Annotated in this window: 9 protein-coding genes; 6 read left to right on the plus strand and 3 right to left on the minus strand. The window is 43.9% G+C overall.

The annotated features are described in order from the left end of the window. The first annotated feature begins 7 nt into the window (after positions 1 to 7). The 5 genes from ACO0KV_RS01420 (at position 8) to ACO0KV_RS01440 (ending at position 10,323) form a co-directional block, all read left to right on the plus strand. Positions 8 to 814 (plus strand): transglutaminase family protein, encoded by an 807-nt coding sequence (locus tag ACO0KV_RS01420; protein ID WP_423039157.1) that lies wholly within the window; start codon positions 8 to 10, stop codon positions 812 to 814. A 74-nt stretch (positions 815 to 888) separates the two neighbouring features. After that, the gene (locus ACO0KV_RS01425) at positions 889 to 1,785 is read left to right on the plus strand and encodes a peptidase (RefSeq protein WP_423039159.1); all 897 of its coding nucleotides are present in this window, start codon (positions 889 to 891) and stop codon (positions 1,783 to 1,785) included. A gap of 507 nt (positions 1,786 to 2,292) precedes the next feature. After that, the gene (locus ACO0KV_RS01430; RefSeq protein ID WP_423039161.1) at positions 2,293 to 3,912 is read left to right on the plus strand and encodes a ShlB/FhaC/HecB family hemolysin secretion/activation protein; all 1,620 of its coding nucleotides are present in this window, start codon (positions 2,293 to 2,295) and stop codon (positions 3,910 to 3,912) included. A gap of 86 nt (positions 3,913 to 3,998) precedes the next feature. Beyond that, positions 3,999 to 8,459, plus strand: a complete 4,461-nt coding sequence (locus ACO0KV_RS01435; RefSeq protein ID WP_423039163.1) for a filamentous hemagglutinin N-terminal domain-containing protein — start codon at positions 3,999 to 4,001, stop codon at positions 8,457 to 8,459. 244 nt (positions 8,460 to 8,703) lie between these two features. After that, positions 8,704 to 10,323 (plus strand): DUF3472 domain-containing protein, encoded by a 1,620-nt coding sequence (locus ACO0KV_RS01440; RefSeq protein WP_423039165.1) that lies wholly within the window; start codon positions 8,704 to 8,706, stop codon positions 10,321 to 10,323. A 64-nt stretch (positions 10,324 to 10,387) separates the two neighbouring features. On the opposite strand, the gene ACO0KV_RS01445 is transcribed toward ACO0KV_RS01440, so the two are convergent. Next, entirely contained in the window at positions 10,388 to 11,470 is a 1,083-nt protein-coding gene (locus ACO0KV_RS01445; RefSeq protein ID WP_423039167.1) for an AraC family transcriptional regulator ligand-binding domain-containing protein, read from the minus strand. 264 nt (positions 11,471 to 11,734) lie between these two features. After that, positions 11,735 to 12,289 (minus strand): DNA-3-methyladenine glycosylase I, encoded by a 555-nt coding sequence (locus tag ACO0KV_RS01450; protein ID WP_423039169.1) that lies wholly within the window; start codon positions 12,287 to 12,289, stop codon positions 11,735 to 11,737. A 343-nt stretch (positions 12,290 to 12,632) separates the two neighbouring features. Between ACO0KV_RS01450 and ACO0KV_RS01455 the strand changes: the two genes are divergently transcribed. Further along, positions 12,633 to 14,258 (plus strand): ShlB/FhaC/HecB family hemolysin secretion/activation protein, encoded by a 1,626-nt coding sequence (locus ACO0KV_RS01455; RefSeq protein ID WP_423039171.1) that lies wholly within the window; start codon positions 12,633 to 12,635, stop codon positions 14,256 to 14,258. Between the two features lie 220 nt (positions 14,259 to 14,478). Here ACO0KV_RS01455 and ACO0KV_RS01460 read toward each other — a convergent pair whose 3' ends face one another. Then, positions 14,479 to 15,573, minus strand: a complete 1,095-nt coding sequence (locus ACO0KV_RS01460; RefSeq protein ID WP_423039173.1) for an AraC family transcriptional regulator ligand-binding domain-containing protein — start codon at positions 15,571 to 15,573, stop codon at positions 14,479 to 14,481. Between the last annotated feature and the right edge of the window lie 144 nt (positions 15,574 to 15,717).

A 15,717-nucleotide genomic window follows, 5' to 3' on the forward strand; every position in this document is an offset into this window, starting at 1 on the left:
TCCTGTTATGCAACTCCTCATTCAGCACCAGACGACATATCAGTATTCGCAGCCGTCAACGTATACTATTCAACAGTTACGTTTGACGCCGCGAATCGAAGCCCATCAGCAAATGATTCACTGGGAAGTCAAAACAGCAGGTCATAAAACAGCGTTCATTGATGCCTATGGTAATCAGTCACATACACTGACGATTACCGGTCCGCACTCCACTATCAGCATTCTGGCGCATGGCGTTGTTGATGTACGGACACCCGTGGGCGGACGCATTGTTGATTCTGAAAATTTTTCACCACTTGTATTTACCGTACCTACGCGACTGACAGCCGCAACATCTGCAATCTCTGACTTTGCGTTGCGTCATTTACCGCGCGATAGGGTCGCAACAACGGTAGAACTTCTGCAACTCGCAAGCAACATTCAGATGGCAGTTGCATATCGTAGCGGATCCACGATCGTCACCAGTACAGCGGATGACGCACTGAGTATGGGATTGGGTGTTTGTCAGGATCATGCTCATTTATTTTTAGCTTGTTGCCATGTGCGCGGCATTCCGGCACGTTATGTTTCTGGCTATATTGATCCAGAGACAAGTGACCACGCCGATAGCCATGCATGGGTTGATGTCTGGGCGCAGGACAATGACTATCATGGTTGGGTCAGCATTGACGTCACCCATGCCTGCCTGATGACCGAGGCGTACTGCCGTCTGGCGATAGGGCGTGACTATGATTCAGCGGCACCTGTCAGGGGTGTTCGTCGCGGTGGTGGTAATGAGACACTGGAAGTCAGTGTTCATGTCACACCACGTTGATTCTGCTCCTTATGCTTCTTATCTCTACAGATGAGGTAAAATTCATTCTTTGTTCTTCATTGTTTTATTGAATTATGACTTACTGTGTTGGCATACGCCTGAACGCCGGGCTGGTATTTTTGTCAGATTCCCGCACCAATGCAGGAGTAGATCAGGTCGGCACATTCCGCAAAATGTCCGTATTTGAAAATGCTGGCGACCGCATGATGGTCTTGATGACGGCCGGAAATTTATCTATTTCACAATCAGTTCGTGAGTTGTTGTCAGATTTTAAAGACGACAATGGTAACAGTATCTGGAATGTTCCGAATATGTACGAAGCGGCACGTATTCTGGGCGCTGCAGTAAGAACAGTGTATCAACGCGATGCCAAAGCATTGGCGGATTTTGGCATTGATTTTAATCTCAGCCTGATGTTTGGTGGTCAGATCGGTGAAGAACGTTGTCGTTTATTTCAGATTTATGCGGCTGGCAACTTTATTGAGGCGCATGATGAAAATACCTATTTCCAGATCGGTGAAGCGAAATACGGCAAACCGATTTTAGATCGCGTCATTAATCCAGCCACAAGCCTCGATGAGGCGGCCAAATGTGCCCTGATCTCGATGGACTCCACGCTACGCTCAAACGTCTCTGTCGGCTTGCCTTTAGATTTATTAGTCTATGAAAACAACCGACTGGCAGTTACCCGCTTCGTGACCATAGATGAAAAAAATCAATACTTTCAGATGATCCGCAATACATGGGGTGAGCAATTAAAAGCGGTCTTCGAAGGTATTGACGCCCCTATCTGGGATGCTGAAGTCAATCTGCATAAGAGCACCAATACCAATAACTCTACCGTATTATCTCAGTCCAGTGTGTGCAATAGACCAGTATTAGTCGCACATCCACGCAACCACGATAGCAAAACCCCGTCCGGCGAGATTCAATCCTTTGCCAGTCAGACGACGTCTGGTAAACAACATTAGTCTTCTCTCTTCTGCCGTGGTGCTTTGCGGTGACAGCGTCGCACTATTCGTTGTCATCAGCATCGCCTTGGACGATCTCTGTTGCCTACTATTACCTGTAGCTCCGCAGGGATAACGGTTGCATCATCACATTGAAAAACACGTTTAATCGGGTCTATGGATATCTGATTTGATCATGGTTTTTGTCTGTGCGCTCGCCATCGTTGTTACTCGGCGTGCCGCGTACGCATTGCCATAGATACGCATTGTAAGCCCCTCTTCCCTCCCACTTTTATTCCCTATCCCCGTCATCAATTGCGCTGCATGTAAGTTGGCAGTTGCGGAGTATGAGTTGTCACCCAGCGAGGTGTTTGATTGACTTTACTCGTCATAAACTTATCTCACGATGTATGAATACTACATTTAAGAATCAATCAACAGATTGCTCTGGCGCATGTGATTACCTGCGTGCGATGGGAAAAATGTATTTTCAGCAGTAACGAGTGTAGGAAAATAAAAGAGAAATATATGTCAGTCATTGATACAAGAATGTGGAGAGCCACTGCCAATCTGATATTGGCCGGTGTGTTTATCTTGAGCAGCCGTCCATTTCTAGCCTTTGCCTCAACAGCAGAATTAAGCCGTTCTACGAATCAATCAACGGCAGACATTTCACCTATTGACGCGGTCATTAACAATAATCTGCCAGAGGCTACAGCCAACTGCAATGATCATAGAAGTATCACCATCAGTGGGCTAGAACTGCTGTCAAAACAAACGCGTACGCAAATCCTCAATAACATGCCTGCTTGTGTTGAAGAGGAAAAACTTAATCAGTTCTCTAGGCTTATTACTGCCGCCTTTATTAGCGCTGGCTATCCAAAAATTCAAATAAGCAATCAGTCCAGCAGCGATAACGAACAAGTTCGCTTACATGTTGAACCTAGGCGTATTCATAATATCGTCGGGGCCAGCACGACCATTAATCCCAGTTTAATTTTTCCAAATTATAAAAATCACCCCTTCCTCAACGTCGATGATCTTGATCAGGGATTAGAACAAATCAATCGCCTGAGCAGTAATCAAGCAGAAATAGAAATTTATTCAAGCGCGGATAACGATGTCACGATTCATTTAATAAACCAAGAAAAAAGTCGTTTCCACGGCAGCCTGACGATTGACAATACAGGCCAGTCCGGCACTGGAAAAATGGTGGAGCGAGCACATTTCTCTATTGATAGTCCACTGGGACTTTCCGACTTCATGGCGTTTGGAGGGAGTAAATCTTCCAGTAGTCGAAGTGCCTATTTTTCATACGACATTCCCTGGGGTTATTGGTTACTTAGCGCAAATATCAGTAAATCTGATTATCAATCACTATTACAACTAACCAATAGTCTTGCTCGACAAAGTGGCCAGACGCCGCAAGACTCAGTCAGATTGGAACGAGTAATTCAACGCAACGAGAATACTGTAACGAAGATCTTCGGACAATTGTCTCGTACCAATACACGCAGCGAACTCTTAAATAGCGTCATTGATGTACAAAGCCCAACAATCACTAAATCACAACTTGGATTTAATCGGACTAGCCTATTTTCTTCATCAAGTTTGACTACCAACGTTGAATGGCAAAGAGGTCTTGGATTATTCAATGCAACAGCGGATGCTTCTAACATTTCAGCTGATTATCCGCACGCTCGATTTGACAAATTTCTATTGTCTGCAAACTTGAGTGGAAATACCCCCATAAAAAATCAAGCGCTAATCTATGAGCATCAATTCTTTGCACAATATTCGTCACAGCGTTTATATGCAATAGAACAATTTAGTGCCACAGATCGATCTAGTGTTCGTGGCTTGTCTGACTGGGGTGCTGCGGGCGACAGCGGCTTCACCTTGCGCAATACATTTTCTCTACCGTTCAATCAATACAGCGTATTTTTCCGCCCCAGACTCGGCCTTGATGCAGGTGAAGTATGGAACGCCGGCGAAAATCATCAACGTCAAAAAGCAGTAAGTGCAAGCATCGGCCTCACTCTTCAAGTAAAAACCGCGACCTTAGACGTCGAATATGCAAGAGGAAAAACCTCGCTCATGCCAATGTTGGTAAACAAATTCACGGCCACTGGCTCATGGTCGTTTTGACGTTATGAGCGTCCAATAACTAGTGACTAGTCAATGTCATTGAGCCTTTGTAGTTTCTATTTTTTATATCTTCAGGGAGTCCAAAAATGAAAACCAAACCTAAGCATCATTGGGAATTATCACAAACCAGTCGGATAGCTGTTCTGATCGGTATTGCCTGCCTCAGTATGCGCCCGGTAACCGCACAAATTGTGACTTCTGGTGGTACCTCGGTCAGAAATCAAAATGGCGTAGACATTGTCAATATTGTCGCGCCAAATGGCCAAGGACTATCACATAACAAGTACACACAATACAACGTTGGTACGCAAGGTGCGGTATTAAACAATGCCGTACAATCTGGCCAATCACAGTTAGCAGGTCAATTAGGGGCGAACAGTAATCTCAACGGTACTGCAGCTAAGGTGATTCTCAATGAAGTGATCAGTCAAAATCCTTCTCTGTTACTTGGTAAGCAAGAAGTATTTGGTGTCGTTGCTGATTATGTACTCGCTAATCCCAACGGAATCACCTGCAATGGTTGCGGCTTCATTAATACGCCAAGGGCATCATTGGTCGTAGGATCAGCCAACGTTAATAACGGTTCATTAAATGATTTTACCGTTGGAGCAGGGGCAAATAAAAATGCGGTGCTCAGTGTGCAGGGTGATGTATCAGCTGGAAAAATTCTGGATTTGATCGCACCAAAAATTCAAATATCAGCCAATATTAATGCGGATCAAACTATTAATGTTTTTTCTGGGCGGAATAATATTGCACTCAATTCTGATGATACCTTAGCAATCAGAACATTAACAGAACCAGCCGCGCCGCCACCGCCAGCACCGCCATCTCCACCAACAATCACAGTATGCATATTTAATATATGCGTCGATATACCTGACCTTACAGCCATCATTAATTCTGCTTTCGCGCCGCCACCGCCACCAGCAGTTACTCCAGCCAATGTACAGGCCCAAGTTCTTGATGCGAGCATCTTTGGCAGGATGCAGGCGGGTCGAATTCGCTTGTATAACACAGACAGTTCCGCCACGACGCGAATACAGGCGCAATTAACTGGCAAAGAATTGATCAATACCGATATCGCGGGCAAACTTTCAATACTAGGCAGTCAATTACGTGCGGCAAATGCAGACATTCAGGCGAGCGACATTTTAATCGGTGCGATAGTAAACTCTGCCACCACGCAGACGCAAGACCATAAAGATGGGTTTCATGACACACTTGTCTATTGGACACATGATACGAAAGATACTCATACAACACAAACAGTAGCCAGTACTGACATTGGGATTTCTGGCAATCTTAATATCCAGGCTCGCAACGGAAAATTAGAGGTTGATGCCACTAGCATGCAAGCGAACAATATATCGTTGGGAGGCTCTCAAGGCCTACGTATTGCTGGGGTGACAACAACAAACAGTACTTCGCACGAAGAAAAGTTCTCGTATGAGGGATCCGACAACAATACTGGCTTCAATAACATTTATCACTCCGAAGACAGCTACCGTGGCTCCACAATCAATGCGAATAATATCAACATTAACTCCTATGGTACTGTCGAATTAGCTGGCGCGAAAGTTGCCGCTAATAATGGCCTATTAATTAATGCAGATAGAGTAAATCTACTCAGCGAACTCACGAAAAAATCAGATAGTAGCGATAAAAAAGTCGATGCTATGTTGCTCGTAGTGGTAAATAAAGAACAAGAAGACAGTAACTTTTACAAAGAAGCAAATCAACATGGCAGCACTTTGAGTGCTGGAGGAAATTTATATATCAATGGAAATAGCGGCATTTCTTCTATTGGTACAAAAATGACCGGTAGTGCAGTGCAATTATCGGGCGCTAACTTGTCCTTTGATCAGGCGATAAGCAGTGTGCAATCAGGTGATGCCCATCATACAAATGGCTTTTTGAATTCCCCTCAATATGCACACTCAACAAGTAAGCTTGACGAAAAATCCCTGCTCACCGAAATCACTGCCACGCAAGGTGATTTAAACGTAAACGGTTCAACTATTTCTCTTGTCGCCACGAACATGAAAGCAGCAGGTAAAGCGACGGTCAATGCCAGCAACAGTCTGAAAATGAGCGGTGCAGACGAAGTCCATTCCACCGTGGTTTCGGAATGGACGCCCTCATTTGACTCCTATCTCATCCAGGACGGTGCAACACCACAAGTGTCGACTGATCTACCCAAAACCTTCGATGAATTTGCCAATTTGATTTTAAACAATGATGGCGGTTGGCAATGGCGAATAGGTGCTAGATTTAATGGTAACACGCATGATCTCATCGACAAAGCAATCAATCGCAATGGTAGTCAAATTGCCAGTAACGGCGATATCAATATCAATGGCGGCAATCAACTGAGTGTTGCCGGTAGCCGTATTAGTTCAGCAATGGGCAATGCAAACGTGAGAGCTCAAAATATTTCTCTGAGTGCAGAAAATAATGCTGTCATTCATGAAGACAATAAAAAGACTGACGGTATCGGCCCTTATTTCACGTTTGGACTCGACCGGATTGGTGCTGGTGTCGATTTAGTCACATTCCAACATAACGTCAAAGATGAAACAAACAAAGCGCAAGTCTCATCAATTCAGAGTAAGGGAAACACAAGCATCAACGCTACACAAAACTTGAATAATCAGGGTGGTGCCTTGATCGCTGGAAATCATCTGACGGTCAATGCCAATGCTATATCCAATAGCAATGCCAGTGATTTCAAGATCCATACCGAGGTATTGGCTGATCTCGGACTTGAAGCAGAAGTTTTTGCCAGCCTTGATCCGCGGGTCGGAGCACGTGCCGCTGTGTTTGGTGACCTGGAAGTGAAACGAGACATCAATGGAACATCAGTTGCAAGTCGTATGGAGGGTGCTGATATTGTCGTCGCGGCAAATAGCTCTATCACGGATATAGGTACAAGCTACAAAACGCCAGGTAACATTAATATCAGTTCCGCTGGGACTTACCTGAGCAAAGAGGCAGAGAATCTGCAAATGCATATAGACGACAAAGCCCGGGGGAAGCTGGAACTGCAAGTTTACACAACATCGTTTGACGATATTGCAATCAAAGGTATTGTTTCAGGCCAATTGAACCATACTGATACGGGCACAACGCAAGCCGTCAAAACAAACTTCAATGCGGCTAATTTAAATGTTACTGCGTTAAATAGCCTTACCAGCTCCGCCGATGTTGCAGTGACAAATAACGTCAATTTTTCTTCTAACAACCTGACAAACATCAGTTTTGCTAATAATCGTTCATGGGAAAATAGCGGCGGTTTCAATGCAACTGTCGGCCTCGGAGTAGATCTGATATTTGCCGGCCCGGCGGTTATTCCCGTACCGATGATTAATCTGGCAGGTGGATTCAACTATAAAAAAATAGCCGATACCAAATCAGTCGCAGCCAACATTAATGGCGGCAATGTCTTGATCAATGGTGGCAAAAAAGCATGGGTACAAGGTGCAAACATCACAACACCAGGTGACCTCACCATCACAGGGCCCTTGGCATGGTATGACCGTGCTTACGATACACATCATGCCGAAGGTATAGCAATTGACGGTAGTTTTGATCTTCAATTTCAAATTGGAAAAAACTTTAAATTCGGTGTCACTGCGGATCTTGATTTTATTGATGAAAACGGTACTGTTGGTCATGGTGGCGCAGTGAATGCCAAGACGATGAACGTTCTTGCAAATGCCACAGATACAGGGGCTCTGTTAGCCGGAACAAAGATAAAAGCGGATAGTGTTTCCGTTATCAATAAAGCCGGGGATGTCAGCTTAATCGCAGCGCAAGGTGACTCTTATATAGCCGACTTTGGCGGTGGCTTTGCGTTTGGAATTGGCGTAGGAAAAGGGTTAGATAGTCTGAAAGTTGGGGGCCGGGTTGATCTCACTTTTGACAATCAACATACCAACGATGTCGGTTCAATTTCAGCCAAAAATATCAATCTGACGGCGGGCAATAACCTGACACTGCAAGGTACGAGTATCAATGCGGATAGCATGACTGGAAGCGTCGGTAAAGATTTAACTATTGTCTCAGCGGTTGATCGTGAAAATAAATTCAGGTTATTAGTTGACGTTGGCGTCGGTGGTTCACCTTCACCAATTAAAACAGGTCTCGATGGCGCAAATGCAGTACGAAACAATTTGCTTAACGGTGATATTTTTGGCTTCGCTGCTCACGCTAAATTTGACGGTCAATTCATCGATTACTTACATACCAATAAAAGTCTGATTAATATCGCCAAACTCGATTTACCTGTAGGTGGAAAAGTTGCTGTTCAAGCGGCTTCGGTTACTTCTGGCGGTGGCATTAACTTTGGTTCAGCATCTATCAGTACGGCTACCAATTTCGATAAAGACCACCGTTTAGCACTGGCATTTGATGTCAATACCAATATTTTCAAAATGGTACAGCAGGCTATTAAAGATATCGACGCTGGAAGAACCCCGTGGATACAAGCTTCTGCTACCTGGACTGACGATGTGGTTGTAAGCAATATCAATCTCAAGCAGTAATTCTTCATCATGACCATGATACGGTGTTCATATGGCAGTAAGAATATGAATACCGTATTTCATCTAAAAAAAAACCTCGTTTAGATAAAGGATCTTTATCTAAAAGTTTGACCTTAGTCTGATGAATTTCAACTGACGAATTCGAACTAATTTATCCGTTTAATTTAAGCACTTCTTTACAGAGTGTGGAGAACGATCGAGTCAATTCCAAGCAGCTATTATTTTGAAAAAGAACGGAAATAGAATGACATTACATACAAAACTCATCTGGCTAGTAGCAATGAATCTAGGTTCATTAGGAATAGCAAATGCCCAAGTACAAAACAGACCCGCTACCAATGACTGCGAAGTCGGTACGACAATTACAGCAATGACACCAAATGCAGGGGTTGCAAGAAATGGATCAGTCTACTCAAGTACTTTGTACGACCCGCTTAACACGGTAAACAACACCAGTATGAATCCTAAAAAAATTCAGATTCGCGTAACAAAAAACGGCGCACCAAAAGCAAACTGTTCGGTCATATGGCAAGCAAGAAATGGCAATGCGAGCGGCTGGGTCTTTCCAGACAGTACGATTTCGGATCAAAATGGCTATGTCAGCGCATGGTGGGTCGCTGGATCGGCACAAAATCAAAGTGTCGACGCGAGTATTCAACAGACAGATGGCGTCATCAAATTAGCAACGATTTCCGGCACTGCTTATAGTCACAGTACCAGATCAAACTCCATCCATGTTCAATGGGATACCTCTGCGTGGAGCAAATTTAGAGCGGATATTACACCTCTCACATGGCAACCAACAACCTACTATGAAGTCATCGGTTTTAATGGCGGCTATAGCGGAATACAAAATACGCAAACGCTATTTTCGCTGTGGGATATTAATGGCGTCAGTCCTATCGTCATCGATTCAGGTATTTCACGATGTTCAAATTTCGGTGGAGAAGGCACCGGCATCAAATGTGAAGCACCGTTCTCGCCAAAAACCAATATCACGTATCGCTTTGAATTAGAAATCAACGTTGTCGCAGGTGGAATGCAAGACTATACGATGTACTTCACAGACACCAGTACGAATCAACGAAATAAACTAGCAACCTTACGGCTGCCCTACGCACTGCCTCAAAGCGGCGCCTATGGCTTTGTTGAAGATTGGGCTACCGATGCTAGATCATGCCTAGATAATCCCATTAGATCCGCTGTTTATAGCAATGTATGGTACTTCAACTCTGCCACACAACAATGGATCAATAGTAAAACGGCGAAGGGAGATGCCGTGTACACGCCCAATCATAATGAAATTTGTACCAACTATAATTTTGACTTTAGCAATGGTACTTTTATGCTAAGTAGTGGCGGAACAAACGTCGGCTACCCATTGAACATGCCGGCAAGTCCCGCGACCTACCCCATCGTCCAAGCCAGTGCACAAATCAACGCGGGATTTTACAAACTGATTAATACAAATAGCGGGATGGCACTCGATGTGACCGGAGGTTCTAGGGTGCGAGGTACCAATATTGAAATATGGCCTGACAACGCAGGTGGAGCACAAGTCTGGTATCTGAAAGAAATCCGGTCAGGTGTATTTAATTTAATTAACCCGCAAAGTAATATGGCCTTAGATGTGACCGGCGGTAGCTTGAACCAAGGCACAACAGTAGAAATTTGGGATATTAACGGTGCTGGTGCACAAGAATGGCGACTCGTCGCTACGCGTGACGGCACCTACAACTTAATCAACCCACAGAGCGGTCTAGCACTAGATGTGACCAGCAGCGGAACATCTCCTGGGGTACGTGTTCAAACCTGGACACCAAACGGAACTAAAGCCCAGGAATGGAAACTCATCGCTCTTTGATATCACGATAGACGTCTCGTATTTCGCAGAAAATCTGACAGTGTAGAATTACCTCACTATGCTGTCAGATCAAATGAGACTCGGTATCAGCGACAGCGTGGTTCGGCGTTACAGATCGATTTCGACGACGGTATTCACTCGGGGTGTCGGTATACCATCGCCGGAAGGTCCGACTAAAGTTAGTTGGATCTTTATATCCAAGCCGCATTGCAATGACCTCAATAGCGTCATTTGTATTCCGTAAATACCAACAAGCAAGTTCCTTGTGATTAGCATCGATCAAATCCTTAAAACTGGTTCCCTCCTCTTTTAACTTACGCATTAAAGTGCGACTTGAAACGCAAAAATAGCCAGCGACATGACCCAATTCAGGCATACGATCAGTCGTCAAATCTACACGTTTGAGAAGGTCGGCAACACGGAATGCAAATGCTTGCTTGCGACTTTTTACATTTTGATTTAAGCGGTCACATTCATGTAAAGACAGCGTCATTATTACGCTATCGGAGGTAATACAAGCTTGATCCAGCATGTCTGACGGAAAATGAATAACGAGATCATCATAACCAAAACGAACCTGGCAAGGACTAAATTTACGATAAACATCGGACCACACTTTTTCTGGGAAAGGCAGGTCAACGACGATATTATTTAAATTTGCACTGATGACCGATTGAAACCCTCGCACTAAAGTAGCGAATATCGCTTCGAAAAAAAATTGACTCTCTCCACCCAAACTCACTCGTTGCGAAATGATCAAGTTACCTTCTGTCTCGTTCTCAACAAATGCAAAAGTGAAGGCGTCTGCTCGCAAGTGGCCGTACGTTGCAATTACCTGTACCGCTCGTCTAAGGTTATCGCAAGCAGTTGCGGCATTTCCTACGACCCCATGGGCGGCTGCATCACCATCTTGCCCCAACTCCAGACCCAACCAAGGACAAAATAGTAAACGTTTCGCCTCATTGATCATTTTTCCATATCGCTTGATATCAATCATGCCATCTGCGATATTGATATGCTCAAGAGTAAGGCCTGACGCCGCAAGCACTTTGATCGCATCAACATTTCGCACCAATAGTTGCGAATACATGCGGCGTACATAAGACGAATGCACGCTATACATTTCTAGCTCTTGGAGAGCAGCCATTATCGCTTCCTAAAAATTTCTTTAAAGAAGTTTAAAGGACCTTTTTTGTTTCAATAAAGTATATTAATGAAATACAACAAAAAGTAACAATTTTTTGCATTGAGAGAGTCGAATTGGAGTCGACGAGAGATAATGGAGAATTCATCTCCATGTGAATTCAACGTAGTACGCTGACAGTAAAAAAATCCCTGCGAGTCGGCACAGACATTTTTTGCATCAAGTTTGCCGATCTGTTCCAACAAATAGCATTCACTCAGTGCTAGTTCAAGCCGGCTGATGCCATTCACAATCGGCAGTATGGTCATGCACCATGCCGATCGCTTGCATGTAAGCGTAGATAATCGTTGACCCGACAAACTTAAAACCGCGTTGACGTAAATCCTTCGAAATCTGATCGGACAACGGTGTCGTAATAATACGTTCACCATTGTTGTATATCGGTTTGCCATCAACATAAGCCCACAGATACTTCTCTAAGCTGTTCTCTTCTTGGCACAAACGCAGGTAGGCTTTAGCGTTCGTTATCGCAGCCGCCACTTTTAAACGATTACGCACAATTCCAGGGTTGGCTAACAACGCTGCGACTTTCTCATCGTCGTAACAAGCTATTTGATGAGCATCCCAGTCGTCAAATGCACGTCGGTAATTTTCGCGTTTGTTCAAAATGGTTTCCCAACTTAAACCTGCCTGTGCTCCTTCCAAATTCAACATTTCAAACAAACGTCGTTCATCATGACAAGGAACGCCCCACTCGTGATCATGGTAATGAAGGTAAAGGGGATTCGCCGTATTTGCCCAGGCACATCGTTTTTTTTGCATACAAAAATAAAAGACCCAAAAAGAGTGAAGTGACGATCATGCTGCATTTTACGCCTGAACATTTTCTTATCCAACCACAAATAAACCAACCATTATTTCCAAGCATTTCTTACCAAATTTCCTTCTATCAACTAATAGAGTCACTCCTACTGAAATTTGGCAGTTTTCGACGATGATTTGTCACTTACAGCAGTGTTTGACTTTAACCACGCAAAATAAAATCAACGCTAGATGTACATAATCCGGTTCTGAAAAATGCTGATGCTGATTGTGTCAGAGCATGGATGCGAACATCCACCAAACGTATCCCATCAATTTCATATCCGCATTTAGAGGGTGTTGTATGTCATCGAGAAAAACAAAAAACACAGGAATCCTTAGTGACATAAGCCTCACTGCCATGTTGCTGTATGTTAGTCATGCGCTGCCAGCAAGGGCAGCCGAAGAGCTCAATCTACAAGTAGCCATGCCGTCAGCACCACTGGAGGTAGCAGAGAATACCTTCACCAATGACACCGAACATCCCTCTGATATCAAACCTGTGTGCCGCGACAGACGAACAGTTATCGTCAGCGGACTCGATTTGCTATCGAAAAAGGAACAAACTCACATCGTAGATCATATACCTTTGTGTATAGAACAAAAAAATCTCAACGACTTTTCTAAACTGATGACAGCCTCTTTTGTCAGTGCAGGCTATTTTAAAATTCATATCAATCATCAGTCATCCACTAAAAGTGACGATATCCATTTGTCTGTTGAACCAGTAAGGATTGACGATATTGTCGGTGCGAGCAAAACGATCAATCCTGATTTTATTTTTCCAGGCTATAAAAATCATCCCTATCTTCATCGTCGTGACCTTGACCAGGGTTTAGAACAAATCAATCGACTCAGTAGTAATCACGCAGAAATCGATGTCGACCCAAGTTCTGACAATGCGGTCATCATCAGATTAAAAAATCAGGAAAAAGAGCGTCTACATGGAAGTATCGGTATTGATAACTCGGGAGAGATCCACACAGGAAAAGTAATGCGACGCGCAAGTGTTTCTCTTGACAGTCCGTTAGGGTTTTCTGATTTTCTATCCATGGGGGGAAGTCAATCTTCAGGCACCCAAAATATCAGCACCTCGTACAATGTTCCCTATGGATATTGGTTGCTCAACGGAAACATTAGTGAATACAGTAAAGAATCAACGATATTACTTAACGATGTCAAAGCACAAAACCGCTGTCGGACACAACAAGCGTCGGTTCAGCTCGAACGTATCATTCAGCGCAACGGAGAAAGTATTACCAGTCTATCGGGACAGTTATTGCGCGCCAGTGTTCGTAAAACGCTCTCAGATAACCTAATCGAGCACCAAAGTCCTGTCATAACTAAATCACTCATCGCACTTCATCATACGATGCTCTTATCCTCCTCTAGCTTGAAAGTCAATGTTGAGTGGCAACGTGGGCTTGAGAAATTGAATGCAACCAAGGACATTGCAGAGATCGAACGTCAAAATCCGCATGCTCAATTTGATAAATTGATGCTCTCAGACAATTGGAGTGGCAGTATTCCCATTCATCATCACACACTGAACTATGAACAGCAATTCTTGGGACAATATTCAACACAACGTTTATACGGACGAGAACAACTGAGCATTTCAGACGCACCATATATCCGTGGCATGTCCGATTGGGACGTTTCTGGCGACAACGGGTTTGTCTTTCGTAACACGCTGTCCATGCCATTCAACCAGTCCAATGTGTATGTCAGCCCGAGAATAGGTATGGATATTGGCAAAGTATGGAACACATGGGAACGCAATCAAAAACAACAGGTGCGCAGTGCAAGTATAGGACTGACATTGAGAACAACATCAGTCAATATTGATCTTGAATATGCATCAGGAAAGACTTCTTCTACGTCAACCGCTTTCAACCAATTGTACGCCTCTGGAACGTGGTCATTTTGACGCTACCATTTACAAATGATGCAAGAGGTATCAAATTCCTTGATATCTCATTTTTTGCTAATTTTTATAGATGAGGAACTGAGAAAAAAAACCAATTCAAGTGCTCAATGACCATTATCAACGGCCAGACCGACCGAACATTAATTAGTATGACAACCGCTCGCGTTGCATAACAAATAGCGGTCCCAACAGCTGGTAAAAAGCTGCACCTAATGATGAGCTAGCACGACAAAACGGAACTAGAAACACCACTCATCACGCAATGCGCTTTTTCCAGCAATTCATCCTGTCGCCGCCGGTATTCACTAGGCGTAGCATCATACCAGCGACGGAACGTACGGCTAAAATTTCTTGGATCTTGATAGCCAAGGCGCAGTGCGATAATTTCAATGGAATCCTGGGTATTCTTGAGGTACCAAGTAGCAAGTTCTTTATTGCTGCTATCAAGCAGGCTCTGGAAGCTCGTACCCTCGTATTTTAAATTACGCATTAATGTTCTGCTAGAAACACATAACTGATCCGCGACATAAGACAGAACGGGTAAGCCTTCAGTCATCAAATCGATACGCCTTAAAACTTCAATTACCCGTGAAGCAAAGGAGGCTTTACGTCCTTGCAATCGTTGTCGTTTTCTCTCGCACTCGTAAAGATTTGTTTGCATAACTTCTGGGTCTGCAGTGACACATGCTTTATTGAGCATCTCAGGAGGCAAGTGAAAGGTCAATCGCGGCAAACCAAAACGTAACTGACAAGAGCTGAAATCACGATAAATCGTCGACCATTTTTCTTCGACAAAAGGGAGATCGACAACGATTCGGTCTAAATTGGAAGCAATCGATGTTTGAAAAAAACGTACCAACGATGCAAATAGTGATTCAAATAAAAATTGATTAAATTCATCGAAAGAAAATTTTTTTGAAATGATTAATTTGCCACCATAGACATCTTCTACGTACTCAAACGTACATGTATTCGTGCGCAGATGCGCGTACCTTGCGACGGTTTGTAGCGCACTACGGATATCAGGGCACGCTGTAGCCGCAAGCCCCACAACCCCGTGAATCAGCGCCGTACTATCACGAGCAAATTCAAGCCCTAGCCAAGGGCAATTTGATATTCTCCGCGCCTCGCTGACTAGCTTCTTACACGGTTGAATATCGATCAATGCGTCTGGAATATTAATGTCTTCGAGTCTGAGATTGGCTGCGTGAAGTAAGCCATCGGCATCAATGCTACGTACAAGTAACTGTGAATATGTACGCCGTAGATAGGATGCGTGAATATAGCTGCTTGGCAGTGTTTGGATCGACCTCATTAATGACTTCCTCAATCAACATTTCTCTGGAAGTTTAAATGGCATCTATCTCAGGACTCTCCTAAGAAACACAATATTACATCGCGTAACAGAAAAATGTGTACTGAAACAATCCGCATCCATTAGATTTGATGAGGACAGTAA

This window comes from Undibacterium sp. RuRC25W, assembly GCF_049339825.1.
Classification (GTDB): Bacteria; Pseudomonadota; Gammaproteobacteria; order Burkholderiales; family Burkholderiaceae_D; genus Undibacterium.

Coding starts and splice junctions, on each gene's coding strand:
- ACO0KV_RS01420 (WP_423039157.1), top strand. CDS start 8: ATGCAACTCCTCATTCAGCACCAGACGACATATCAGTATTCGCAGCCG.
- ACO0KV_RS01425 (WP_423039159.1), top strand. CDS start 889: ATGACTTACTGTGTTGGCATACGCCTGAACGCCGGGCTGGTATTTTTG.
- ACO0KV_RS01430 (WP_423039161.1), top strand. CDS start 2,293: ATGTCAGTCATTGATACAAGAATGTGGAGAGCCACTGCCAATCTGATA.
- ACO0KV_RS01435 (WP_423039163.1), top strand. CDS start 3,999: ATGAAAACCAAACCTAAGCATCATTGGGAATTATCACAAACCAGTCGG.
- ACO0KV_RS01440 (WP_423039165.1), top strand. CDS start 8,704: ATGACATTACATACAAAACTCATCTGGCTAGTAGCAATGAATCTAGGT.
- ACO0KV_RS01445 (WP_423039167.1), bottom strand. CDS start 11,470: ATGGCTGCTCTCCAAGAGCTAGAAATGTATAGCGTGCATTCGTCTTAT.
- ACO0KV_RS01450 (WP_423039169.1), bottom strand. CDS start 12,289: ATGCAAAAAAAACGATGTGCCTGGGCAAATACGGCGAATCCCCTTTAC.
- ACO0KV_RS01455 (WP_423039171.1), top strand. CDS start 12,633: ATGTCATCGAGAAAAACAAAAAACACAGGAATCCTTAGTGACATAAGC.
- ACO0KV_RS01460 (WP_423039173.1), bottom strand. CDS start 15,573: ATGAGGTCGATCCAAACACTGCCAAGCAGCTATATTCACGCATCCTAT.